This is a genomic window from Salinibacterium sp. NYA9b (genome assembly GCF_976973725.1).
The window spans coordinates 497,393-521,240 of sequence record NZ_OZ333476.1 but is presented as its reverse complement, the minus strand read 5'-3'; the positions used below and the strand labels follow the sequence as shown (position 1 = coordinate 521,240).

Here is a 23,848-nt window from a genome sequence, read left to right as displayed (position 1 = left end):
CCGGGCCCCACGGGACCCGGCCTGCGTTGCGTTACAACTGAATTCTCGCTACTTCGCGCGCTCCTTGAGCAAGCGAATAGCGGTGTCGATGTCGCTGAACGGTACGCGCTCATTGCCGACAATTTGGTACGGTTCGTGACCCTTGCCCTGCAAGAGCACCACGTCATCCGGATTCGCTGCATCAATCGCGTAGGCGATAGCGGTCGCCCGGTCGCGAATTTCCACTACGCGCTCTGGGTGTTCGAATCCGGCGCGAATGTGATCCACAATCTGGTCGCCATCTTCGTTGTGCACATCGTCGTCGGTGACCACGATTACGTCAGAGGCCTCTTCAACGATGCGAGCCATCACCGGGCGCTTGCCCGGATCACGGTCGCCTGTGGCACCAAAGACGGTCACGATGCGGGTGTGGCCCGAGTCACGCAGAGCCGTGACTGCCTGACGCACCGCATCGGGGGTGTGGCCGGCATCCACTACAACCAACGGCAGTTGGTCGTTTTCGCGGATGCGGGTCATGCGCCCCAGCACCGGCTCGAGCGGCGCCAATACCTCAGCGATCGCTCGCGGCTCGATGCCTTGGGCCCACAACACCGTCGCGCAGGTAAGCAAGTTGTCCACGTTGAAGCGCCCGATGAGGCCGCTAGAGACGTGGTGGCTTTCGCCCTCGATCACGAGATCGAACTCGAGACCCTCGGTGGTGAGCTGCACGCCGTCGGCACACACGCTCGCTTCGGCATGGCCGTGCGACGTCATGCCAATGGCCCGCACTCCCGCCGGAACGGAGTGGTGAAAATGGTTCTCGGCGGCCGCGTCATCAAGATTCAGCAGAGCCGTCTGGATGCCGGGCAGCGTGAAGATCTTCGCCTTCTGCGCCGCGTACTCCTCCATCGACCCGTGATAGTCGAGGTGATCGCGAGTGAAGTTCGTGAACGCCACAATGTCGAACGCGACACCGTCTACTCGGCGTTGCTCAAGCGCGTGAGAACTGACCTCCATGGCGACGTTCGTGACGCCGGCACGGTGGAAGTCATCCAAGAAATGGTGCACCGCCGTCACTTGCGGGGTCGTCATCCCCATGTTGATGCGGCGTTCGCCCGTGATGCCAGCGCCCAACGTTCCGATGGTCGCCGACGTCATCCCGAGCCGCTGCCAGGCTTGCGTGAGCAAGTGAGCGGTAGACGTTTTACCGTTCGTGCCCGTAATGCCAACCATCGCCATCGAAGCGGATGGATGCTGCACAAACGCATCTGCCATCGTGCCGATCACGTCGCGCAGGTTCGCAATCGCGAACACCCGCTCGTCGAGGTCAACGCCCTCGGCCGCCTGCGCGTCCACGAGCACCGCAACAGCGCCCTGGGCCAGAGCAGCATCGATGTACGGCAGGGCCGACGACGCACTCGTGCCGATGGCCACAAACACATCGTCCGCGCCAACCTCTCGGCTGTCTTGCACGAGTCGACGCGCCTGCAACACAACGCCGGCATGCGTCGGATCCCACGCACTCAGATCTAGCGAACGAAGCGGCGCATTCTCTCCGGCTTGGCCGGACTGCCAGACTTCGATCACGCGAACTCGAACACGAACTCGACCTCAACAGGAGAATCGAGCGGCAACACGGCGACGCCGACAGCACTGCGAGCGTGCGTGCCGATCTCGCCAAAAATCTCAACCAAGAGCTCAGACGCTCCGTTGATCACACCGGGCTGGCCGGTAAAGCTGGGGTCGGATGCGACAAAACCGACAACCTTGACCACGCGCGTGATGCGGTCGAGAGAGCCGATCGCACCCCTCGCGGCAGCAAGGCCGTTCAGTACACAAGTCTTGGCGTACTCCTGTGCAGCAGCAGCATCCACCTCGGCACCGACCTTGCCTGTCGCAGGAAGAGCACCGTCGACCATGGGAAGTTGGCCCGACGTGTACACCAGGTTTCCAGAAACCATTGCTGGCAGATAGGAGGCAAGTGGCTTTGAACTTTCTGGAACCGTGAGGCCCAGCTCTGCGAGCCGCTGATCAAGCTGTGACATTACTTATTCTCTTCCTTGATACGTTTGAAATAAGCGACCGGGCCCCCTTCAGGGCCGGTACCGACCTGCACAAGCTCCCACCCCTCAGATCCCCAGTTATTGAGGATTGCGGTGGAATTGTGCACCATCAGTGGTGTTGTCAAGTACTCCCATTTAGGCATATTTGCGGCTCCCGTTCAGCATGGCGTTATCAATGATCCCCTACTCTTGATCATATGTCTGCCCAAAAAACTCCGCGTCGCGGCATCTTCTCGGCTGTAGCCGGATTGATCAGCTTCAGTGTCCTCTCTGGCGTGCTTGTCACAGCCATGGTTGCTCCCGCGCTCGCCGTCACTGGCATCACCGCCACAAGCACCATCGGCATCTTCGATGGGCTTCCCGATTACCTCGAACTCGACCAGCAGCCTGAACGCAACACGATCTACGCCCAGTACACGGGCAAGGGCAATGTTGACGGTTACCTGCCTATCGCAACCATCTATGACCAGAACCGCCAAGAGGTCAGCTACGACGAGATTTCTGAGTTTGCCGTAGAGGCAGTTGTCGCCGGTGAAGACCGTCGTTTCTTCGATCACGGCGGAGTCGACCTCACGTCGCTCGTGCGTGCGGCTGTTGGCAACTTCGTTTCTTCGGGAATCGAGAGTGGTGCATCCACCCTCACGATGCAGCTCGTCAAGAACACCTACATTTCGGAAGCAGAATCCCTGCCAACCGAAGATGAGCGCTCGGCCGCGTATCTCGCCGCCACGAGTCAGTCTTTCGACCGCAAGCTCAAGGAAATGAAGCTGGCAATCGGTCTTGAGAAGCGGTACACGAAGAAGGAAATCCTGACCGCGTACCTCAACATCGCCAACTTCGGCAACGCGACGTACGGAATTCAGGCTGCGGCGCAGCGCTACTACAGCGTTGACGCGAAGGACCTCACTCTTGAGCAGTCCGCAAGCCTCATCGCCATTGTGCAAGAGCCCAGTATTCGGAACCTGTCGGATCCTGAGTACTACGCGGCCAACCAAGACCGTCGCGATGTCATCTTGCGGGCGATGTTCGATGTCGGCTCGATCGACCGCGAACAGTACGACGAAGCTCGTGCCATTCAGGTCGACGAAGAATCTGTCGACCTCTCGGCCCCGAACAACGGTTGCACCTCGGCCTACAAGTACGCCAAGTGGTTCTGCGACTATGTCGTCAAGAGCGTTCCCGACTTTGAGTTCCTCGGCGACACCGTCGACGAGCGCAATGAGAGCTGGAAGCAGGGCGGTTACAAGCTGTACACCACTCTCGACCTCGATGCTCAGATTCCTTCACAGAAGGCAACCTGGACCTACGCGCCCAACAACGAGACCGCCTTCAGCCTCGGAAGCGCCACCTCCACGGTTGAGTCCGGCACCGGACGAGTGCTCGTCATGGCCGAGAACAAGCTCTTCAACGACACCCTCGACGGTGGCGGCATTGAGAGCACAGCCGTGAACTACAACACCAGCTATGAGTACGGTGGATCGAGCGGCTTCCAGCCTGGATCGACCTACAAGGTCTTCACCCTGATCGAGTGGCTGAATCAGGGCAAGGGCATTAACGAGCGCCTCGAAGGTACCGCTCGCGACATCCCTGGCTCTCAGTTCCTCGACAGTTGTAATGGCCCGTACGGCGGCACCGTCGAATTCGGCAACAACGCGAACGAAGCCGGAATCTATACGGTGGCCGAAGGTACTGCCGAGTCGATTAACGGTATTTTCTTCTCGATGGCGACCCAACTCGACCTCTGCAACATCCGTAACGTCGCCGCCAGCATGGGTGTCGAGCGAGCCGATGGCGCCGAACTGGAGAGCTTCCCGTCGTCGATCATCGGTACTAACGATGTGACCCCGCTCAGCATGGCTTCCGCCTACGCCGCAATTGGCGCTGGCGGGCTCTGGTGCGAGCCGATCATCATCGACAAGGCCATCAGCGCGAGCAACGCCGACCTTGGTGGTCAGGAGCAGAACTGCCGCCAGGCAATCTCACCTGAGGTCGCTGCAACCACGGCCTACGTGCTCACTGAGGTGCTGAACCGCGGTAACGCTGCGTACTCCGACCCCAACGACGGCATCCCGATCTTCGGTAAGACGGGAACCACCGACGGCGCTGTACACACGTGGATGGCCAGCGGAACAACCCGCTACGGCACGGCAACCTGGGTCGGAAATATTTCCGGATTCCAAGACATCAGCCAGGTCTACTACGCCGATGTTCAGGGCTACCGCCTGCGCCACTACATCACGCGTGCCACCGACGGCGCCCTCAACATCAAGTACCCGGGCGGCGCGCTGCCCGAGCCTGACTCCAAGCTGCTGACCGGCTCGGGAACTGAAGTTCCTGACCTCACTCTGCAGTCGCTGGAACAGGCCAAGTCAGTGCTCGAAAGCCTCGGCTTCTCATTCAGAGATGGCGGCGAAGTCGACTCCGAGTTGCCCGCCGGACAGGTCGTCAGGACGAGCCCCGGTGCCGGCACCCAGTCCGCAGCCGGCGCCACCGTCACGGTCTACACCAGCAAGGGCAACAAGGTGAAGATTCCGGATGCGGTAGGAGACGGTGAATCGAACGACTTCGCGACCGCGCAGGGCATCCTCAGCAGCTCTGGATTCTCGAACGTGAGCCAGTCCTGTGAGGAAGTATCGCCAGGCGATCCGAGCGACGGAAAGGTCACAGCCTCTAGCCCGTCGGCGGGCACCTTCGCCAAGACGAGTACGACGATCACACTGACCGTCGCGCAAATTCTGCCCTGTCCATGAGTCGACGTCTCTCCCCCACAGCTACCGCACTCGGTGCGGTAGCTGTGGCAGGGGCCGCCGCGTTCGCGTGGGGCTCGCTAGTGGAACGCAATGCGTTCACCGTTCGACACGAGATCCTTCCGATTCTCGACCCGAGCGCGCGTGACATCACGGTGCTGCACATCTCCGATTTGCACATGGCTCCGTGGCAAACCCGCAAGCAGGACTGGGTTCGCGAGTTAGCGCTGTATGAGCCCGACCTTGTCATCAATACTGGCGACAACTTGGGCCACCGCAACGGCATCGCGGGAATCAAGCGCGCCTTTGAACCTTTCGCGGGCGTTCCCGGGGTCTTTGTGCACGGCTCGAACGACTATTACGGCCCCCAATTCAAGAACCCGTTCACCTATTTCACCGGGCCGTCCTCCGGACATCGCCCCGTCGAACACCTCGACACGGATGCCTTGAATGAGTACTTCGAAGACCAACTCGGTTGGCTCTCGCTCAATAACCACGCGCGGGCGATCGAGATGCGCGGGTCACGGCTCGAACTGTTCGGCACGGCAGATGCGCATCGCGGCTGGGAGCGCCTTGACCGACTTCCCGCCAATGTCGAAGAGATGCGCGAGAACGTGGGCTGGGCGGATGACCCGCACGGGCCCGAAACGGTCGCAATCGGTGTGACCCACGCGCCCTACCGTCGCGTGCTTGACGCTCTCGTCACTAACGGAGCTGACGCCATCTTCGCCGGGCACACCCACGGAGGCCAAGTTCGGGTCCCTGGCATGCCTGCCCTCGTGACCAATTGCGACATCCCTCGCGAGCAAGCGAGCGGCCTCAGCATCTGGCACCACTTGCGTCGTGCTGCGTTCCTCAACGTCAGCGCAGGCCTCGGAACATCGATTTATGCGCCCGTTCGCTTCGCTTGCAAACCAGAAGCGGTGATAGTGACTCTCACCGCCGGAGATATCGGCTATTCTTGATCTATCGGTCGCGCAAGTGACCGATGATCGGGGTGTGGCGCAGCTTGGTAGCGCGCTTCGTTCGGGACGAAGAGGTCGTGGGTTCAAATCCCGCTACCCCGACAAACTGCAGTATGTACAACGAAACGCCCTCCTTCGGGAGGGCGTTTCGTCGTTAACAACTTCACGGCACGGCGGCTGTGCCGTCGCCAGCCTTACGAGAAGTCGGCGTCAGGCGCGCTTCCGTAGCTGAACTCAATCTTGGGGCGCCAGCCGCTATTGAGAACGCCGCCGCTCTCTTCGAGGTAGCAGGCTCCGCACAGCGACTGGTAGCCGACATCCACCCCATCGATCGCGACTTGGTCGCCATCGAAGATGAACTGATCCCCGACCGTGCGGGCGTTGAAGACTGCTTTGCGACCGCAGCGGCAAATGGTCTTGAGTTCCTCGAGGGAGTGCGCGATTTCGAGCAAACGACGGCTGCCAGGGAACGCCACCGTCTGGAAGTCTGTGCGGATGCCGTAGGCCAGCACCGGAACCTTTTCTACGATGGCGATGCGGAGCAAATCATCGACCTGAGCCTCGGTAAAGAACTGAGCCTCGTCGACGAGCAAGCAGCTCACCGGCAGCCCAGTCTTCTCGAAGACACGGGCGCGTTCGCGGGCAAACACTTCGTACACGTCATCGGTGGGTGAAATGGTGAAGTCGACCTGACGAGTCACCCCCAAACGCGAAATGATCGCGTTGTCGCCCTTGGTGTCGATGTGCGGCTTCGCCAGCAACACTTGCTGATCGCGCTCTTCGTAGTTGAAGGCGGCCTGCAGCAACGCGGTGCTCTTGCCACTGTTCATAGCTCCGTAGCGGAAATACAGTTTGCTCATCAGCGTAGAAATCCATCCTCAGCAGCCCGACGAATCAGGTCAGCCTTTTTACTTGCCGGCCGGTTGGCCTTTGCGTACTTTTCGCGCACCCTCCGAAGATAGGTCTTTGCCGTTTCGTATTGCACATTCATACGCTCGGCGACCTGCGGTGTGCTTAGTCCAGAAGCGTACAGGGTGAGGGCGTCAGCCTCGCCAGCGCTGAGCTTCGGCTTCGACTGGTCCGCCGAGCCTGAGGGCAGCGGGCGCCAGTCGTGCTGCTGCGAACCTTCGCCCTCGACGCCCATGATCTGGCGGGCGGCATCCATCACTTCATGCATCGGCAACGACTTCGAGAGGAAAGTGGCCGCACCGGCCGCCAGAGCCCGATCACGGGCTTCACGACTATCGAGGCTGGAGAGCACAATCACTTTAGCTCCCGCCGCGCGACACGTGCGTACACGGGCTTCGATCGAGACGGGCTCTTTCAACTGGAAGTCGAGAAAGACCAGCTCGGTGGGAAAGCGATCGCTGTGCACGAGTTCAAGCCACGTGCTCGCGGTGAGTACCACATCAAAGTCTGGTGCGTTGTTCGTGATCCAGCTATTGAGGCTGTCGAGCAGCACCTCGTGATCGTCGAGGATTGCAAGGCGAATGGGCGGCCTGTCGCCGAGGTGAGCGCTGAGGTGGGTCTCAGGGGGTGTCATAAGTGAACCTTACGGTTAGTGAGGGCGATCGATAGGAAATACGAAGTCCGGTGAAGACGACGCGCAATACTGCGAGATAGGGCGCCAGTGATGAGCGCCACGACGATTCGGAGGAGGTAATGACGCCCGTTACGGTGATCGCCGCCCCGACTTTGGTCTTTTCGATGGAGAGACGCACGCTCTGCCGATCGATTTCACCACCGGTCGCGACGGCCAGCACAGCAGCACGCAGCGCTGTGCGCTGATGGGGCGTCATCGCTCCCGCTAGGCGATGAGGGTCGTACACGCGATTGCCGTCGTCGAGAGAACCGAAAGAGCTGGCGACCACGGATTCGAGCCAACTACGGTTAACTTCAGCAACCATGAGCTCGCGAATGGATTCCGAATACTCGGCCGCCCGGGCACGGTCCTCGGGCGAGATAATTCCGCGCTGAGCGAGTTCGGCAAAAAGCGGCACAATGTCGCGGTTCAGAATGGTCACTCTGTCCTGCTGCACCGAACGGGCAACGCCCTCGTGTTGCCGTCTCAACTGACGCGTTGTTGCTCGTTGAGCGCGAGACACCCAACGCTCATGAGTTCGGATGAGCGACCGCACAAACGCGGCGCCACCCAAGGACATCGTGAGCACGGGGGTGACGGAATAGAGAATCACGATCATCGCTGGTGCATGGACATCTGACACTGACGATTGCACGAGCGCAATGAAGCCCGTAAAGATGGAAGCCACTACCCCCATCGTCACCAGCTCAGCGATGGGCCGATACGGCGCGAGCGCCATGCAGGCAACTCCGATGAGGAGCGGCCCCCAGAAATCAGTCACCACTTCAGCTGAGCTTCCCAGCGATGCCGAGCTGAGCGCGAAAGCAATAACCAGAAACCCAATCACTGCGGCGTGCAGTCCTCCGCTGAAGGGGGCACGGAGCGGGCTAGTACCGACGATGAGGCTCAGCGACGACAGCGCTATGAAGACTAACGCCAGGTTGGCGAAGAGGGGCTGCGCGACAGTTGACGCGCTAGCCCAGGTCATCACAGATCCGAAGGCGAGAAGACCGACCCCGGCAACTATGCTCACTGGGCGCCCGTCGAGGGTTCCGAGGGGATCGAGTTGCTGGATCGATTCCGTGTCCGCTAGCGCCGTCACTGGATTGCACTCGCGGTGAGGGCCGGCGCGTCTTCGCCGACAGGCACGCGAATCATCACGGAGGTGCCGAGCTCCGGAGTCGACCAGACGTGAACAGTCCCGGAGACAATTTCAATGCGGCGGCGAACAGACTGCCGCAATCCGAGTCGGTCAGCACCAGTTTCTGCTTCATTGAAGCCCTTGCCCGCATCGACCACGAGCACGCTTACTTCATGGTCAGACCCGAAGATGGCGACTTCCGCCTGCATCACACCCGAGTGCTTAATTACGTTGACGAGACACTGCTTGACGGCGGGCCCCAGTGCAGCATCACCTCGAGCATCCAGTCGAGACAATGCGGTCAGATCGCCGGTCACTTCCACGACTAACTCCAAAGCGCGCACCTCAGTAATCGCCGCGAGGAGTGCACTGTTCTGCCAATCGTGCCTCACGCTGTCCGTTGAGTCGAGCGTCGCCTCTGAGAGCCACTCCTCGCCCACCAACACTTCAAGATCACGCTTGATGTCACGCTGAAGTTTCGGATTCATCGCGCCAAACGGAGCATTCGCAATGGCGGCAAGATGCCCGAGAACAGTGTCGTGCATGACAGCAGCGGAAGTAGCTTCGATGCCGTAGCGGAGGCTCGCGAACTCATCGTCGCGGGCCGCACGGTGCAAATGCGATTGCACCCGTCGCACCCCACGTTGGCTGAGCCGCAAAATAACGAGCACTGCTACGACTGCCACGTAAACAACTACAGGCGCCGGGTGCGGATGCACGTAGCCCTGCCACTGCAGCGAGGCCAAAGCCACGGCACCCTGTGAGACGCCGAGCCCCACCGTGCACCAGAGGATGCTCCATCCCACGGTGCGACTCGCGCCGCCGACGAGCATGAGAGCGATTCCGACCAGGTTGAGCAAGTAATGGCCGACGACGCCCACTGGTTGCAGTTGCGAGATGACGGTGAGAGAGAACCAATAAACTGCCGGACCGCCGATCACTAGGTGCGCGACCGTAAAGAACACGGTGCGATAGCGATTGACGAGTGTGATCGTGACGAAAAGCGGAATCAGCGCGATCGCAGCCGGCAGGAGGTAGCGGGAGGGGTCTCCGGCGTACAGGGTCACAACGCCGACGAAAGCGAGGGAGAAACAAATGAATGCAACAGTGTTGATTGCTCGCGCGAAGGCACGGCTCACACTCTCTTTGCGCAGATGGGCTGGCAAGCCAATAGACATGCATGCCCCCATTCGTCGCGCCGTGAATGCACAAGCTCCAGTATGGCAGCATTCGGGGTACGAACTGTACCCCGCGTGCGGGGTACAGTTGAGGCCAATGGCCCACTAAACGGGGGACAAACAGTTCGTGCGGGCTGCCTACGGGTTGATGTGAAGCGCCGTCGCCGTGCGCGTGATCGTCTCCCGCGCCAGTTCGGGCGAGTCAGCAAGCTGCTGACCGAACGTCGGGATCATCTTCTCGATCTTCGGACGCCACTCATCCATGCGCTCCGGGAAGCACTTCTCCACCAGACCGAGCATGATCGGAACGGCCGTGGAGGCTCCCGGCGATGCTCCGAGCAGGCCAGCAATGCTGCCATCGGCGGAGGACACAACCTCGGTGCCGAACTGCAAGACACCGATCTTCTTCGGGTCTTTCTTCATGACCTGCACGCGCTGCCCAGCCGTAATGCTGTACCAATCTTCTGGCTTGGCATTGGGCACGAATGCCTTGAGCTCTTCGAACTTGGTCTCGGGGCTCGCCATCAGCTGCCCAACCAAGTACTTGACGAGAGAAAGGTTGCTGAGCCCGGCGGCGACCATCGGGAGCACGTTGTGCCAGCGGATGGAGGCAAAGAGGTCGAGAACTGAACCGGTCTTCAAGAACTTGGGGCTGAATCCGGCGTAGGGGCCGAACATGAGACTGCCCTCCCCCTCCACGACACGAAGGTCGAGGTGAGGAACCGACATGGGCGGCGAACCAACAGCGGCCTTGCCGTAGACCTTGGCGCTGTGGGCGGCCACGAGCTCAGGGTTGTCTGTGCGGAGGAACTCGCCACTGACGGGGAACCCGCCGAAGCCACGGATCTCTTTGATGCCTGACTTCTGCAGAAGGTTGAGAGCGTAACCGCCAGCACCCACGAAGACGAAACGTGCGGTCACAGGCTCGACAGGAGTGCCGCCGATGTCGTGACGAAGCTTGAGCTTCCAGAGGCCGTCGCGCTGTTTCGTGAGGTTCGTGACCAGGATGCCCGTGTTGAGCTCAGCGCCCGACTCCACGAGGTTGTTGACGAGATAGTGCGAGAGCGCGCCAAAGTCGACGTCCGTGCCTGAAGCAATATGGGTTGCGGCTACGGGCTCTGACTTGAGGCGACCTGGCATCATGAGCGGCGCCCAGCCGTGAATGACGGCAGGGTCTTCGCTGTATTCCATGCCCGCGAAGAGCGGGTGATCCTTGAGCGCTTCGAAACGCTTGCGAAGGTACTCAACGTTCGTCTCGCCCCACACGAAGCTCATGTGCGGGGTCGCGTTGATGAACGACTCGGGTTCGGGCAACGCTCCCTCGTCGACGAGGTACGACCAGAACTGACGTGACACCTGGAACTGCTCGTTGACTTTCACCGCACTCGAAATCTCGATAGAGCCATCGCTCTTTTGCGGGGTGTAATTGAGCTCGCACAGCGCGGAATGTCCGGTGCCAGCGTTGTTCCACGGATTCGAACTCTCCAGGGCAAGATCGCCCAAGCGTTCGAAAATCTGGATCTCCCAGTCAGGCTGCAATTGCTTCAACAGCGTTCCGAGGGTGGCACTCATAATTCCGCCGCCGATAAGCGCGACGTCGACGGTTTTCTTCACAACTCCACTTTAGCCTTCTGTTAGAGACCCACAGTGCGAAGAGCCTGATCCATCTCTGTCGCCAGCGCGGCGTAACCCTCATCGTTGGGATGCAAGCCGTCGCTGGCCATCCACTCGGGGTGACCTTCGATCCAGTGCGAGGCTCCCGGAATGTAGTCAGCACCGATGTCGGATGCCGCAGCCTCAACCCAGCCGATGATCGTTTCCACCGACTCTGGTCGTTCATCCGTGTACCAGAACGGCTCAACAACAATGAAGCGGGCATCCGGAAGCGCGGTTGTCAGCCGGTCGAAATCCGCTGAGATTTGAGTGCGGATGTCGCTGGCGCGGGCATCGAAGCTGAAGTTGTCGTTGAGGCCCATCGTCACGATCACGATGTCTGGGGCATCCGCGATGATCAGGCTCGGCAGGTCGCCATCACCGAACGTGCTGCGGTTGTTGATAAAGCCGAGCCCGTTTTCGCTCGGATTGAACTCGCTCCACCCGCGCTGCTGGCTGATCACCGTCGACCACCGGTTCTCGGATGCCGACGCTCCGGTGCCGAGAGTGTAGGAGTCACCATAGAAAGCGACGCGAACGTCGTTGGGGTCGCGTTCGGTTGCGGGCTCCTCGGAGCTGCAGGCAGAGAGGCTGAGGGCTGCTGCAACCACAACGGTCGTCGCGATAATGCGGGCTACTGAATCGAACTTCATGGAAGGAGTTCGGCGCGGGCGGCCTAAACGGTTGCTGTGGCTTAGAGCGCGGGAGAACATGGGCGGTTCACGAGAGCTAGCGCCCTAGGTCGCGAAGGGCGAGATCCATCTGGGTTGCGATCGCCGCATGACCCGCATCGTTGGGATGCAGGTTGTCGTCGGACATCCACTCCGGATGCCCCGTGAGCCAATAAGACGCCCCCGAGATGTAATCGGCGCCGGCCTCAGCCGCAGCGTCGCGCACCCACGAAATGATCACGCCGACCGAAGCGGGGCGCTGGGTTTTGTACCAGAACGGTTCAACGACAATGATCTGGGCATCCGGAAGCTGCGTCACGAGTCGCTCGAAATCACTCAGGATCTGGCCGGGCAGCTCGTCGGCATAGGCGTCATAGGCGAAGTTGTCGTTGAGCCCCATCGTGACGATGACGACGTCGGGGTCGTCCGAAATAATGAGGTCAGGAAGGTCGCCGTCGCCGAACTCCGTGCGGTTGCGCATGAACCCAAGACCGCTCACGCTCGGGTTGAACTCGCTCCAGCCCTGCTGGCTGCTGAGAAGCGTCGACCAGCGCAGTTGCTCCGCTGATGCTCCTGTTCCCCGTGTGTACGAGTCGCCGTAGAAAGCGACCCGGAGAGCATCGGAATCAGCCGCCGCCACGACGAGAGGCTCCGTCGAGGACGCGCTCGTCGCGCACCCCGCAAGACCCACCGTGACGGAGACCGCGATCATCGCAATGATCGTGCGGGCTGCGGAACCAAAGGTCATACGGGAAGTTCGGAGCGGCGGGCAGTAATGCGTGCCCGCTAAACCGATGCCTTCGCGAGAAGCTTCGCGGCAACGAGCTCCGCGATCTGCACCGCATTGAGAGCGGCACCCTTGCGGAGGTTGTCATTGCTGATGAACAGCGCGAGGCCGCGACCGTTCGGCACGCCCTCATCCGTGCGGATGCGACCCACAAAGCTGGGGTCGGCGCCGGCAGCGTCGAGAGGCGTCGGGATGTCGCTCAGGCTGACACCCGGAGCATCCGCCAGCAATTCCTTCGCGCGCTCGGGGCTCAAGGGCTTAGCGAATTCGGCGTTGATCGACAGCGAATGACCGGTGAAGACTGGGACGCGAACGCACGTGCCACTGACCAGCAGGCCGGGCAGTTCGAGAATCTTGCGGCTCTCGTTGCGCAGCTTCTTCTCTTCGTCGGTCTCGTTGAGTCCATCATCGACAATGTTGCCCGCAAACGGAACAACGTTGAACGCAATGTTCTTGGGGAACTTGTTCGGGGCCGGCATCGTGACGGCCGCGCCATCTTCCACGAGTCCCATCGTGTTTTGGGCGACCGCAGCAGCAGCCTGCTCGAGTAGCTCTTCGCCACCGGCAAGGCCTGCGCCAGACACAGCCTGGTAAGTGCTCACGATCAAGCGCTCAAGACCGGCTTCGGCATCCAGAACCTTCAACACCGGCATCGCTGCCATCGTCGTGCAGTTTGGGTTCGCAATGATGCCCTTAACGGCCTGGTCAATCGCGTGCGGATTGACCTCGCTGACGACCAGCGGAACCTCAGGGTCCATGCGCCAGCCCGACGAGTTATCGATCACAGTAACGCCAGCCGCAGCAAAACGCGGAGCCTGCGCCAGCGACGTGGTGGCACCGGCCGAGAAAATGGCAACGTCAAGGCCCGTGGGATCAGCAACAGACGCATCTTCAACGGTGATCTGCTCACCCTTGAACGGCAACGTCGTTCCGGCACTGCGAGCGGACGCGAAGTAGCGAATCTCCGCTACCGGAAAATCACGCTCTTCCAACAGACGACGCACAACAGCGCCAACCTGACCCGTTGCACCAACAACACCAATACGGATGCCTGCGTTACTCATGAGTACCTCTACCTACAGTTTGTATTCGCCACACTAGCGCCGAACAATTAACGATTGAGACCGCGAAGAGCGGTTAGCGACCTGTGCCCGCATGAACAACAGCCTCTTCGTCACCATCGAGACCGAACGCGGTGTGCACAACACGCACCGCCTGGGCGACCGTATCCGCACGCGTCACTACAGAAATGCGAATCTCGCTCGTGGAGATCATTTCCATGTTGATGCCCGCCTCGAACAGAGCCGTGAACAGTCGAGCCGACACTCCAGCGTTGGTGCGCATGCCGCCGCCGACCACGGAGAGCTTTCCGATCTGGTCATCGTGCTGCAGCGACTCGAAGCCAACCTCTTCTTGATTGAAGGTCAACGCGCGGAGCACATCTTCGGCATCCGACTTCTTCAGAGTGAAGGAGATGTCGGTGCGACCCGTGGCTGCCTCAGAAACGTTCTGAACGATCATGTCGATGTTGGCATTAGCGGTGGCCACAATCGTGAAGATCTGTGCGGCCTTTCCTGGAACGTCAGGAACTCCTACCACCGTGATCTTCGCTTCGCTCAGATCGGAGGCAACACCTGTGATGATTGCTTCTTCCACGCTCTCTCCATCCTTCGGATTGACTACCAACGTGCCAGTCTTGTTATTGAACGACGACCGCACGTGAATCGTTACCCCGTGTCGGCGCGCATATTCCACTGCGCGCACGTCGAGAACCTTGGCCCCTGCCGCAGCAAGCTCCAACATCTCTTCGCTCGTGACGACATCGACCTTGCCCGCGGACTTCACGATGCGGGGATCAGCCGTAAAAATGCCATCAACGTCGGTATAAATTTCACACGTCTCTGCGCCGAGGGCGGCGGCGAGGGCTACCGCAGTGGTGTCCGAGCCACCGCGACCGAGAGTCGTAATGTCTCCGGTACCGCGGTTGAATCCTTGGAAGCCTGCGACGATCGCGATAGCGCCATCGTCGAGGGCTTCTTTGACGCGGCGAGGAGAAACCTCCACGATGCGCGCGGCACCGTGTTGAGCATCCGTGACCATTCCGGCCTGGCTACCGGTGTAGCTGCGGGCATCGACGCCAAGACTCTTGATGGCCATCGCGAGCAGCGCCATCGAAATTCGTTCGCCTGCGGTGAGCAGCATGTCGAGCTCACGGCCGGTCGGCACTGGCACGACTTGTGCGGCGAGGTCGAAGAGTTCGTCAGTGGTGTCACCCATGGCTGAGACGACGACAACAACGTCGTTTCCGGCCTTGCGGGTCTCGACAATGCGCTTGGCGACGCGCTTGATACTCTCAGCGTCGGCAACGGACGAGCCACCGAACTTCTGAACGATGAGGCTCATTGTTCTCCTGAAGCGTGGTTGATCGGGCAGCTGGTGCCCAAAATGCGAGTCTAACGGTGCCAGCACCATCCGCCGCAGTTCATTACGGGAGCGCTAGTTGTCGATCGTTCGACGACCTTCAAATGCACGGCCGAGGGTTACCTCGTCGGCATATTCCAAATCTCCGCCAACCGGAAGCCCGGATGCGAGGCGCGAAATACGAAGGTTGGGTTGAACGAGAAGCCGCGTGAGATAGGTAGCGGTTGCTTCACCTTCGAGATTGGGGTCGGTCGCGATGATGACTTCTGTGACGACGCCGTCAGCTAACCGGCCCAACAGCTGCTTGATGCGCAACTGGTCGGGACCAATTCCATCGATGGGGCTGATAGCTCCACCGAGTACATGATACAGCCCGTGGAATTCGCGAGTGCGCTCGATAGCGACGACGTCTTTCGCCTCTTCGACCACACAAATCGTGGCCGGCGAGCGCCGAGCATCCCGACAAATTGAACACGTGTCGTGCTCAGTGACGTTGCCGCAAATGGCGCAAAAATGCACTTTGTCGCGGATGTCGTTGAGCAGTTCTGCAAGCCGACGAACATCAAAACTTTCGGTCTGCAAAATGTGGAAAGCGATGCGCTGAGCAGACTTGGGCCCGATGCCGGGAAGCCGACCGAGCTCGTCGATCAGTTCTTGAACAATTCCGTCGTACACGGGTTACTCGTCTCTCGGCTGCGGCACCACACGAGGCGCCACTTGCTCTTCTTCGATAAAGGTTGCGTTCAGCAGTTCGCGCACAACGGATTCGCCATAACGCGAACGATCCATTTGCGCTGCCGTTGCCGACATCGCTGCTTTCGCCATTGATTCTGGCGGGGCTGGGGGTGCAGCAGCTGCCGCTTCTGCCAGCCGGTCGGCCGTCGGCTTCTTCGCCGTTTGCTGGGCTTGCTGCGCTTGCGCGTTAGCAGTGCGTTGTGCTGCAGCGCCACCGCGTGCTGCAGAAGGATCGCCTTCAGGTTCTGGCTCGGACTCAGGGATAGCCGCTACAGCCCATCCCCCGGGTTCACGATCTTCGGCCGGCGCAGGTTCCTCAGGCTCGGGGCCCTCATCAACGGCGGGCACGGTGCGCTGCGGCGAGCGCGGCTGAGCCGTAGGTACCGGCGACATCTCGGGCGCGGGCATCCGCGATTCTTGCTGCGGTGCCGCCGCGGCGGGACGACCTGCGGGCGGCGCTGACGGCGCACCCTCAACCTTGGCGATGAACGCGGGCTCGAAACCGAGCACGTGCACCACGGCCTTCTTGAGATAGTCGCCGACTCCTTCGCCAGGAGCACTGCGCTGCTTGAGAGCATCGACGTCACGTTGGCTGGGGAACGAGAGCACCAAAATCTTGTCATCGCGCAGCTCGAGAGGCTTCGCAGTGAATACCACCATCCAGGCGGTGCGCTTGAGGTTTTCGACGACATCGAGAATCTCGGGCCAGGCGTCTCTCACCTGCTGAATCGACACGGGCGTCGTGCGCGGTGCAGCGGGGGCGGAGAGACCCGTGTTGGATGCTGCGGGCACGGGCGGCGAGGAAGCGGCTGCGGGCGCAGCTGCTGGTGCCACCGATGTCGCGGCAGGTGTCTCAGGTGCCGACGCGCGTGGAGCCTCCGCACCGGGACGTTCAGCCGGTGCAGCCGCAGAGGCAGGGGCCGCAGCACGCGACGGCGCCGCGCTCGCAGCGGGAGCAGCCGCGATGGGTGCGTCACCCTCAATGCCAATACGACGTTCGAGGCGCTCGACCCGGGCCAGAGCACCACGTTGCGTGTTATCGCTTGCGGGAACCAAAATGCGCGCAATCATCAGTTCGAGATGCAGCCGCGGCGAGGTCGCACCGGTCATTTCGGAGAGCGCTGCGTTGATGACATCAGCCGCTCGCGAAAGTTCAGCAGCGCCGAGCGTGTGGGCTTGCTGCGCCATGCGCTCAAGTTGATCTTGCGGGATGCCGCGCAGCACGGAGGCCGCGTTGTCTGCAGTTGCCGCAACAACGATGAGGTCGCGCATCCGCTCTAGAAGATCTTCGACGAAACGACGCGGATCTTGACCGGTCTGGATGACGCGGTCGACCGACGAGAACGCAGCGGCAGCGTCGCCAGTGCCGAGAGCATCAATCACTTCGTCGAGTAGCTCAGCGTGGGTGTACCCCAGCAACGCAACGGCGCGTTCGTAACCGACCGTGGCGGTGTCGGAACCAGCGATGAGTTGGTCGAGCAGCGAGAGAGTGTCGCGCACCGAACCGCCACCGGCACGAACAACGAGCGGAAGCACTCCTGGCTCCACCTCGACGTTCTCGCTTTCACACAACTGCTGAACGTAGTCGAGCATCTGGGCAGGCGGAACCAAACGGAAGGGGTAGTGGTGGGTGCGCGAACGAATCGTGCCAATCACCTTGTCAGGCTCGGTAGTCGCGAAGATGAACTTCACGTGCTCCGGCGGCTCTTCAACAATCTTGAGCATCGCGTTGAAGCCCTGAGGCGTCACCATGTGCGCCTCGTCGAGAATGAAAATCTTGAAACGGTCGCGGGCCGGGGCAAACACTGCGCGCTCGCGCAAGTCACGGGCATCCTCAACACCGTTGTGGCTTGCCGCGTCAATCTCGACAACATCGAGCGAACCGCCACCATCACGTGACAGCTCTACACACGACGCACACACACCACAGGGAGTGTCGGTCGGGCCCTCGGCACAGTTGAGGCAGCGCGCCAAAATACGGGCGGATGTCGTCTTGCCACACCCCCGCGGACCACTAAACAGATACGCGTGATTAACCCGATCGGTGCGCAACGCTGTGCGCAGCGGATCCGTCACTTGAGATTGGCCGATGAGTTCAGCAAAAGTCTCGGGCCGGTATCGGCGATATAGGGCAGCAACCACGCCTCTAGCGTAGTCGTGCCCGCTGACGATCCCAACGCGCGCTGAGCGAACACGCGCAGCTCACGCTCTTCTCAACGTGATTCGAAATCGACCAAACTACCCGGCCGCCGGTTCCGAATCATCTCTGGTCGGCTGGTTACCGACCACAGCCACACCTGATCCGTGGCATGCGTTACCCGAATAGACGTGCAGGGCTCACCCGGGGGGTGGGAAAACCCTGCACGCACTTAGCTCTCGAGGCGAGTGAACGGGCGGCAGCGCTCCAGTGCGCTGCTGCCCCTATTCACGCGCGATGGCGCCCGGTGAGGCGTCGAGAAATCATGAGTAGTCCGCCGGCACCGATGAGGGCGACAGCGAGCCAAGCAACTAGGTAGCCGGACGAACCGGTGAAGGCGAGGCCGTCATCCGCGGCCGCCAGCGTCGTGAGTTCGAAGGTGAAGCCAGGAGTGCTGACCTCCAGCGCACCCGACGCGACCATCGCGGGAACCCACATCGCTTCGTGTTCCGGAGTGATCACGGTGGCGACTGTGTCACTCAGAACGGTGAAGTTGGAGCCCCACACAGCACCGAAGCGTGCACCGGTGGCGGCCGAGAATCCAGCTCCACGAAGCGTCACCAGAGTGCCGCCATCGTCGGGACCGACCAGCGGCGTCATCGACAGGACCACGGGGGCAACGACGTAGGTGAAGTCGCCGCCATCAACATCGCCAATCGGATGCTGCACTACGACAGCCGCTGCACCTTCAGAACCTGCAGGTGTGGTCACCGTGATTTCGGTATCGCTCACGACCGTGAACGACGTTCCGTCATCCCCATCAAAGGTCACTCCCGTTGCGCCGGTGAAGCCGGTGCCCGTGATCGTGACTTCTGTTCCGCCCGCCAGCGGGCCCTCATCGGGAGCGATCGAGGACACTGTCGGTGCGGCTTGGTAGCTGAAAGTGCCCGGCGACGAATCGGATGGCGTGTTCTGCACGATGACGTCAACAGCGCCAATAACGTGTGCCGGGGTCGAAACGCTGATCTCGGTGTCGCTCACCACAGTGAACGACGTTCCGTCATCCCCGTCAAAAGTGACGCCCGTTGCCCCGGTGAATCCCGTGCCGGTGATAGTCACGGCAGTGCCGCCCGCGACCGGGCCGATGTTCGGCGACAACGAGAAGATGATGGGCGCAGCGGTATAGGTGAAGTCACCCGCAGCAGCATTTCCAATCGGATGCTGCACGACAACCGCAATGGTTTCTGCAGCGTGCGCGGGGCTCGAGACGGTGATCTCGGTGTCGCTCACCACAGTGAACGACGTTCCGGCAGCCCCGTCGAAGGTAACCCCCGTGGAGCCCGTGAAACCGGTACCCGTAATCGTCACTTCAGTGCCGCCCGCGAGTGGGCCTTCGTTCGGCGTCAAGCCTGAGACCGTCGGTGCTCCGCGGTATGTGAAGGTTTCGGGAGCAGAGTCGCCGGTTGCTCGTTCGATAATCAGGTCGACAGCGCCTAGGGCATGCGCCGGGCTCGTGACGGTGATCTGAGTGTCGCTATCGACGGTGAATGACGTGCCGCCAGTCCCATCGAACGTGACGCCCGTGGCATCCGTGAATTCAGAGCCAGTGATGGTCACCACCGTGCCGCCCGCGATCGGGCCGAAGTTTGGTGTCAGGGATGAGACGAGAGGTACCGGCGTGTAGGTGAACTCGGCAGCATCCGAAGCACCCGCCGGATGTTGGATGATGACGTCTACGGTGCCCGCAGCATGCGCGGGACTCGTCACAGTGATCTCGGTGTCGCTCACGACGACGAAATCTGTGGCAGCAACACCATCGAAAGTGACGCCGGTTGAGCCACCGAAGTCGGTACCGGTGATGGTGACCGCTGTGCCGCCGGTAGCCGGTCCGCTCGTCGGGTCAACATCGGTAATAGTCGGGCTAACCCCGACACTGTTGGGGCCGACGGCCGAGCGTGCGACATCCAGTTGGAGAAGCTCAGTTACCGGTCCCTGTGCGAGCAGGCCTACGCGAAGGGCAGTTTCTACGAACTCTTGGGCTGGTGCAACACCGAGCAACTGCTGGTTGTTGACGGTGAGCGCGAGAACCGTGTCAAGAGCTTCGAGCACCGGGTTCAGGAGCGTCACTACTGGTGTGATGACACCGGTCTGGAGTCCACCAATGAACACCTTGAGTGCGGTGGTACTTGGATCCAGGAGGTCCGAAGCCAGCGGTGCGATGGCTGCGCCGACGATCGCGGTCGTGAGCGCGGAGATGTTTACGAGACCAGAGAGCGCTGAAATCCCGATAGTCGCCGTGGACGTGGCAATTTCGCCGAGGGTGCCATCAACGGTGACCTCGACAATCGATACAACACCAAGGACAGCTCCAAGGTCGAGACCCAACTCGACGGTGATGCTCACTTCGGCGGCCGTGAGCGCCGCCGTGACGGCATCTTCGACATTGTCAGCAAATTGCCCGACCAATGTTGTCACCGACGCTGTAATTGCAGCGAGCTCGGTGGACGTAAGAACAGAGGTGTCCACCGGCAGTCCTGACAGCGAACCGCCTTTGAGCTCCGCCAAGTCGACGATGATCTCACCCGTGCCGAAGTCGATTGTGACGGCGTCGGAGGTGAGCGGTGTGTACACGGGAGCCAGCGCAGCCGGCAGGTCGAGCGTCACACTCGCTGAGGTATCCCCCACAGAGAGCACGCCCAAGCTGCTGAGGGTGCTGAGAGCGATGCCGGAGACACCGCTCACTAGCGAGCCGCTGGGCCCAGCAACAGCATCAACAGCGCCGGACAGCGTCGAGGCCAGGCCGTTTACTGTGGCGCTCACTCCAGCAACAGTGTCGCTGGTGAGTCGAAGTTCGGCGCCCACGATCTCGTAGGAGCCTGCCGGTGCGGCGGGAGCTGCGACAGATGCCCGAGAGCTGGCTGCTCCAACCTCGAGGGAGAGCGCCGTCAGCTCGTTCGCAAGATCGGTTCCCAAAGCCTCGGCGAGCCCTAAGGAAAGAGACGACGGTTGGTCTGTCAGATCGAAAAGGGAAGCCCCGATGTCTCCCGAGACATCAGCCAATCCTGTTGCGGCGATTGAGCTACCGTCATCCGCGGCGTGAGCAAACGTGCCGAGAACCCCAGCATCGGCGAGGGCGATAGGCACACCGATTCCACCAGCGGTGGCAGTGACCGCCGCGAGCACGCCGACTCCGGAGGTATCTGTCTGTAGAGCTTGGGTTCCATCGTTGCTCGCGGCTGATGCGCCGAGCAGAGCAACCTGCGCGGGGAGGAGTCCCGCAAGAAGCGTCCCAGACAAGAAAGTCGCATCCGCGGTGGAGTCATCACCCGCGACCGCGTGCGCCGGAGCGCCAGCAGAGAAGACAGAGAGCGTGACAAGCCCCGCAGCGGCGAACGTAGCAACGCTCGCGCGAATGGTGCGCGCCTGACCGCTCGTGCGTTTGTCTGTACCAAAAATTGGTTCCCTGAAAACCACAATGCCCCCCCCTGATCGCGAGACCGGTGCACCGAGTGCACACAGTCTCAACTCGAGTAGTGGTGAGCTACTCGCAGGGTGGTTGGCCCAACGTTGAGACCGCCCGAATTCGGTCTCGAAACCATAATAAAAGCTCAGAGAGTGTCACCACAAGGGTCCATAAAGGGGGACAAACAAGTGGTCTATCGGGTTACAGCCTCAACCGACTTTCGTGCTACCGACGAGCGTCACGAGCATCTCTCGGAGGTCAGGGATTTGAGTCATGGTCCACTGCCGTGAGAGATGGTTGTAGTCGCGGTAGACGGGGACATCTCCGTCCATTACCTTGCACACTTCCTCGTCGCACAGTGTGTCATTAGTCGTGTAGAACACCGCAAGATCATGACCCTCGATGGCTTCCTTCGCCACCGCCTGGAGTACTGCCGTCATTTCCAGAGCCTCGTCTCTGGGCGAGGCACAGCCCTCAGCGTCCCCACCTGAGCGCACTAGGCAGGTACTGGGATCGTAGCCAACGCGCGGGTTGTCTTGAATCACGCCCACCCGAGCACCCAGTGTTTCAAAAAGAATGATCGTGTTGTCGTAGGAAGCGCGCCATAGGTCGAGTTGTTCGGACAATACAAGGGCTCCACCATCGGGTTCGACGATTCGGCCGTCGTAGGCCTCAGCTTGGGAGATGAGAACTGCATCAGGTTCGATTTCCTCGATGATGTTTTCGGTGTCTTGGACGAAACCTTGGCACCCTTCAGTGAACTCCCCCTTCGAGCTCAAAGTATCCACGCCAATCGCCGCACAGGCAGTGAGCCAACGAACAACTAGTCGAATATTTTCCTGTTTCGCCGCCTCGGCTAAGGCATCTTTCCATTGCCCCGCATGAGAATCGCCCACCAGCACAACGGTCACCGGGCTATCCACGTCGCCCATCTCACAGAGATTGACGCCGCTGACGACAGTGGTTTCTCGGTCGCACTCCGGTGCAGGTTTATCAGCCCGAGCTTGTTCGATCAGCCGGTATTCCTGAACCGCAAGATTTCCCTGCACCACGGCTCCACCAGCCAAAAGTAGCCCGACGACGGTGACGGCTGCTGCAGAGATGAAGGTGCGCCGAAGAGAACGGACAAGTGCCGGGTTGAAACGAATAGGGTTCTCGACCAAGTAGTAGGTGATGGCAGCAGCCACGAAGGACGCAGCGGCAGCTCCTACGGTGACTCGAAGGCGTTCTGACTCAAACGCCACCCCTGCCAGCACTATGAATGGCCAGTGCCAGAGGTACCACGAGTACGACAAGTTTCCGACCCATTGCATAGGTGCGATCGCGAGCACACGCGCCGGCAAGGCAGGGACCTCGTCATCTGCGCGACGACCGCCGAGAATGATCAGCATCGTCGCCGCGACGGGAAGAAGCGCTGCGAACCCGGGGAACGGCGTAGTTTCAGGGAGCAAAACGACGGTCGCCAGTAAGACGGCTGCACCGATAACGGTCATCAGCGAGCGGAGCAGTTTCGCACCGAGATAGCGGCCGGGAAGCAGAGCAAGAAGGCCTGCCGCTGCGAATTCCCACGCCCGTGCGGGCAGTAGATAGAAAGCAGCCGATGGTGCCGTCTGAGTCCAGATGAGGGCGAGCAGGAACGAGAGCAGAATCGTGGCGGAGAAAGCGATAAACAGGACTCGGCGGATCGCGACCCCCCGACGATGGGCGATAACGGCAGCAGCAATGACCACTAGCGGCCAGAGAACATAGAACTGTTCCTCGACACCAAGAGACCACGTGTGAAGGAAGGGGCTCGGATCGCCGAGGTCTACCGTGAAATAGTCCGTCGCTTGCTGAGAGAACAGAAAATTGGAGACGTACAGCAGGGTACTTGCGGCGGCGCGACCCAGATCGGCCCATTGAAGTGGCGAAAGGAGCCAGGCCGCTAGCGGTAGCGTCACAAGCACCATGAGCACGGACGCAGGCACAAGCCTTCGGACACGCTTGGCCCAGAACTGCCCGATGTTGATCCGACCGGTAGCTTCAACTTCGCGCAGCAAGTTCGTGGTGATCAAGAATCCGGATATCACGTAGAAAACGTCGACACCGATGAAACCGCCACCGAAGCCGGGGAAACCCGCATGGAACGCTACAACGGGAACGATTGCCAGAACTCTGAGGCCGTTGATATCTCCGCGGAACCATGAAGCAAGACGCGTTGGCGCCTTACTATTCTGAACTTTCGACACGGCTCCCCTGACCTGACCGGAGTGCCCGGACCGACGGCAGACTATCAGTTGGAAAATATACAGCGAGACCGAGCAATGCTCTCCAAGCCTCTGCCGAC

General features: G+C 60.8%; 17 protein-coding genes and 1 tRNA gene. 3 read left to right on the top strand and 15 right to left on the bottom strand.

Translation table 11 applies throughout. From position 1 onward, the window contains the following. Positions 1 to 48 precede the first annotated feature (48 nt). Positions 49 to 1,566 (bottom strand): UDP-N-acetylmuramoyl-L-alanyl-D-glutamate--2,6-diaminopimelate ligase, encoded by a 1,518-nt coding sequence (locus ACWFSR_RS02520; protein WP_447522986.1) that lies wholly within the window; start codon positions 1,564 to 1,566, stop codon positions 49 to 51. Further along, positions 1,563 to 2,024 carry a RidA family protein gene (locus tag ACWFSR_RS02515; RefSeq protein ID WP_197107937.1) on the bottom strand — a complete coding sequence of 154 codons (462 nt, stop codon included), beginning with the start codon at positions 2,022 to 2,024 and terminating at the stop codon, positions 1,563 to 1,565. Before ACWFSR_RS02515 ends, ACWFSR_RS02520 begins: the two co-directional genes overlap by 4 nt. Positions 2,025 to 2,239: 215 nt before the next feature. On the opposite strand from ACWFSR_RS02515, the gene ACWFSR_RS02510 reads away from it, so the two are divergent. The 3 genes from ACWFSR_RS02510 to ACWFSR_RS02500 all read left to right on the top strand — a co-directional run bounded on the left by ACWFSR_RS02510 (position 2,240) and on the right by ACWFSR_RS02500 (position 5,856). Further along, complete coding sequence (locus ACWFSR_RS02510; protein WP_447522985.1) at positions 2,240 to 4,792, top strand: transglycosylase domain-containing protein; 2,553 nt, start codon at positions 2,240 to 2,242, stop codon at positions 4,790 to 4,792. Beyond that, positions 4,789 to 5,754 carry a metallophosphoesterase gene (locus ACWFSR_RS02505; RefSeq protein WP_447522984.1) on the top strand — a complete coding sequence of 322 codons (966 nt, stop codon included), beginning with the start codon at positions 4,789 to 4,791 and terminating at the stop codon, positions 5,752 to 5,754. Before ACWFSR_RS02510 ends, ACWFSR_RS02505 begins: the two co-directional genes overlap by 4 nt. Before the next feature lie 28 nt (positions 5,755 to 5,782). Beyond that, positions 5,783 to 5,856, top strand: a tRNA-Pro gene (locus ACWFSR_RS02500). A 92-nt stretch (positions 5,857 to 5,948) separates the two neighbouring features. Here the strand turns inward: ACWFSR_RS02500 and ACWFSR_RS02495 are convergent. From ACWFSR_RS02495 to ACWFSR_RS02435, 13 genes are all read right to left on the bottom strand, one after another. Continuing rightward, positions 5,949 to 6,614 carry a thymidine kinase gene (locus tag ACWFSR_RS02495; protein ID WP_197107950.1) on the bottom strand — a complete coding sequence of 222 codons (666 nt, stop codon included), beginning with the start codon at positions 6,612 to 6,614 and terminating at the stop codon, positions 5,949 to 5,951. Further along, the gene (locus ACWFSR_RS02490) at positions 6,614 to 7,297 is read right to left on the bottom strand and encodes a response regulator transcription factor (protein ID WP_197107952.1); all 684 of its coding nucleotides are present in this window, start codon (positions 7,295 to 7,297) and stop codon (positions 6,614 to 6,616) included. The genes ACWFSR_RS02495 and ACWFSR_RS02490 overlap by 1 nt, the downstream gene beginning before the upstream one ends. Next, positions 7,284 to 8,369 carry a hypothetical protein gene (locus ACWFSR_RS02485; RefSeq protein WP_307784149.1) on the bottom strand — a complete coding sequence of 362 codons (1,086 nt, stop codon included), beginning with the start codon at positions 8,367 to 8,369 and terminating at the stop codon, positions 7,284 to 7,286. The genes ACWFSR_RS02490 and ACWFSR_RS02485 overlap by 14 nt, the downstream gene beginning before the upstream one ends. 65 nt (positions 8,370 to 8,434) lie before the next feature. Next, entirely contained in the window at positions 8,435 to 9,655 is a 1,221-nt protein-coding gene (locus ACWFSR_RS02480) for a sensor histidine kinase (protein WP_197107957.1), read from the bottom strand. 138 nt (positions 9,656 to 9,793) lie between these two features. Further along, on the bottom strand, positions 9,794 to 11,269 hold the full coding sequence (locus ACWFSR_RS02475; RefSeq protein ID WP_447522983.1) for a malate:quinone oxidoreductase: 1,476 nt from the start codon (positions 11,267 to 11,269) through the stop codon (positions 9,794 to 9,796). A 20-nt stretch (positions 11,270 to 11,289) separates the two neighbouring features. Continuing rightward, complete coding sequence (locus tag ACWFSR_RS02470; RefSeq protein ID WP_197107961.1) at positions 11,290 to 11,961, bottom strand: SGNH/GDSL hydrolase family protein; 672 nt, start codon at positions 11,959 to 11,961, stop codon at positions 11,290 to 11,292. Positions 11,962 to 12,037: 76 nt separating this feature from the next. Then, positions 12,038 to 12,727, bottom strand: a complete 690-nt coding sequence (locus ACWFSR_RS02465) for an SGNH/GDSL hydrolase family protein (RefSeq protein ID WP_447522982.1) — start codon at positions 12,725 to 12,727, stop codon at positions 12,038 to 12,040. 38 nt (positions 12,728 to 12,765) lie between these two features. Further along, positions 12,766 to 13,830 (bottom strand): aspartate-semialdehyde dehydrogenase, encoded by a 1,065-nt coding sequence (locus ACWFSR_RS02460; protein WP_197107972.1) that lies wholly within the window; start codon positions 13,828 to 13,830, stop codon positions 12,766 to 12,768. Positions 13,831 to 13,903: 73 nt separating this feature from the next. Further along, positions 13,904 to 15,169, bottom strand: a complete 1,266-nt coding sequence (locus tag ACWFSR_RS02455; protein WP_197110424.1) for an aspartate kinase — start codon at positions 15,167 to 15,169, stop codon at positions 13,904 to 13,906. Positions 15,170 to 15,262: 93 nt separating this feature from the next. Further along, positions 15,263 to 15,862 carry a recombination mediator RecR gene (gene recR, locus ACWFSR_RS02450; protein WP_197107976.1) on the bottom strand — a complete coding sequence of 200 codons (600 nt, stop codon included), beginning with the start codon at positions 15,860 to 15,862 and terminating at the stop codon, positions 15,263 to 15,265. A 3-nt stretch (positions 15,863 to 15,865) separates the two neighbouring features. Then, on the bottom strand, positions 15,866 to 18,064 hold the full coding sequence (locus ACWFSR_RS02445) for a DNA polymerase III subunit gamma and tau (protein ID WP_447522981.1): 2,199 nt from the start codon (positions 18,062 to 18,064) through the stop codon (positions 15,866 to 15,868). Positions 18,065 to 18,347: 283 nt separating this feature from the next. After that, the gene (locus ACWFSR_RS02440) at positions 18,348 to 21,533 is read right to left on the bottom strand and encodes an IPT/TIG domain-containing protein (protein ID WP_447522980.1); all 3,186 of its coding nucleotides are present in this window, start codon (positions 21,531 to 21,533) and stop codon (positions 18,348 to 18,350) included. 198 nt (positions 21,534 to 21,731) lie between these two features. Further along, positions 21,732 to 23,750, bottom strand: coding sequence for an acyltransferase family protein (locus tag ACWFSR_RS02435; protein ID WP_197110426.1), 2,019 nt, complete (start codon positions 23,748 to 23,750; stop codon positions 21,732 to 21,734). Positions 23,751 to 23,848 lie beyond the last annotated feature (98 nt).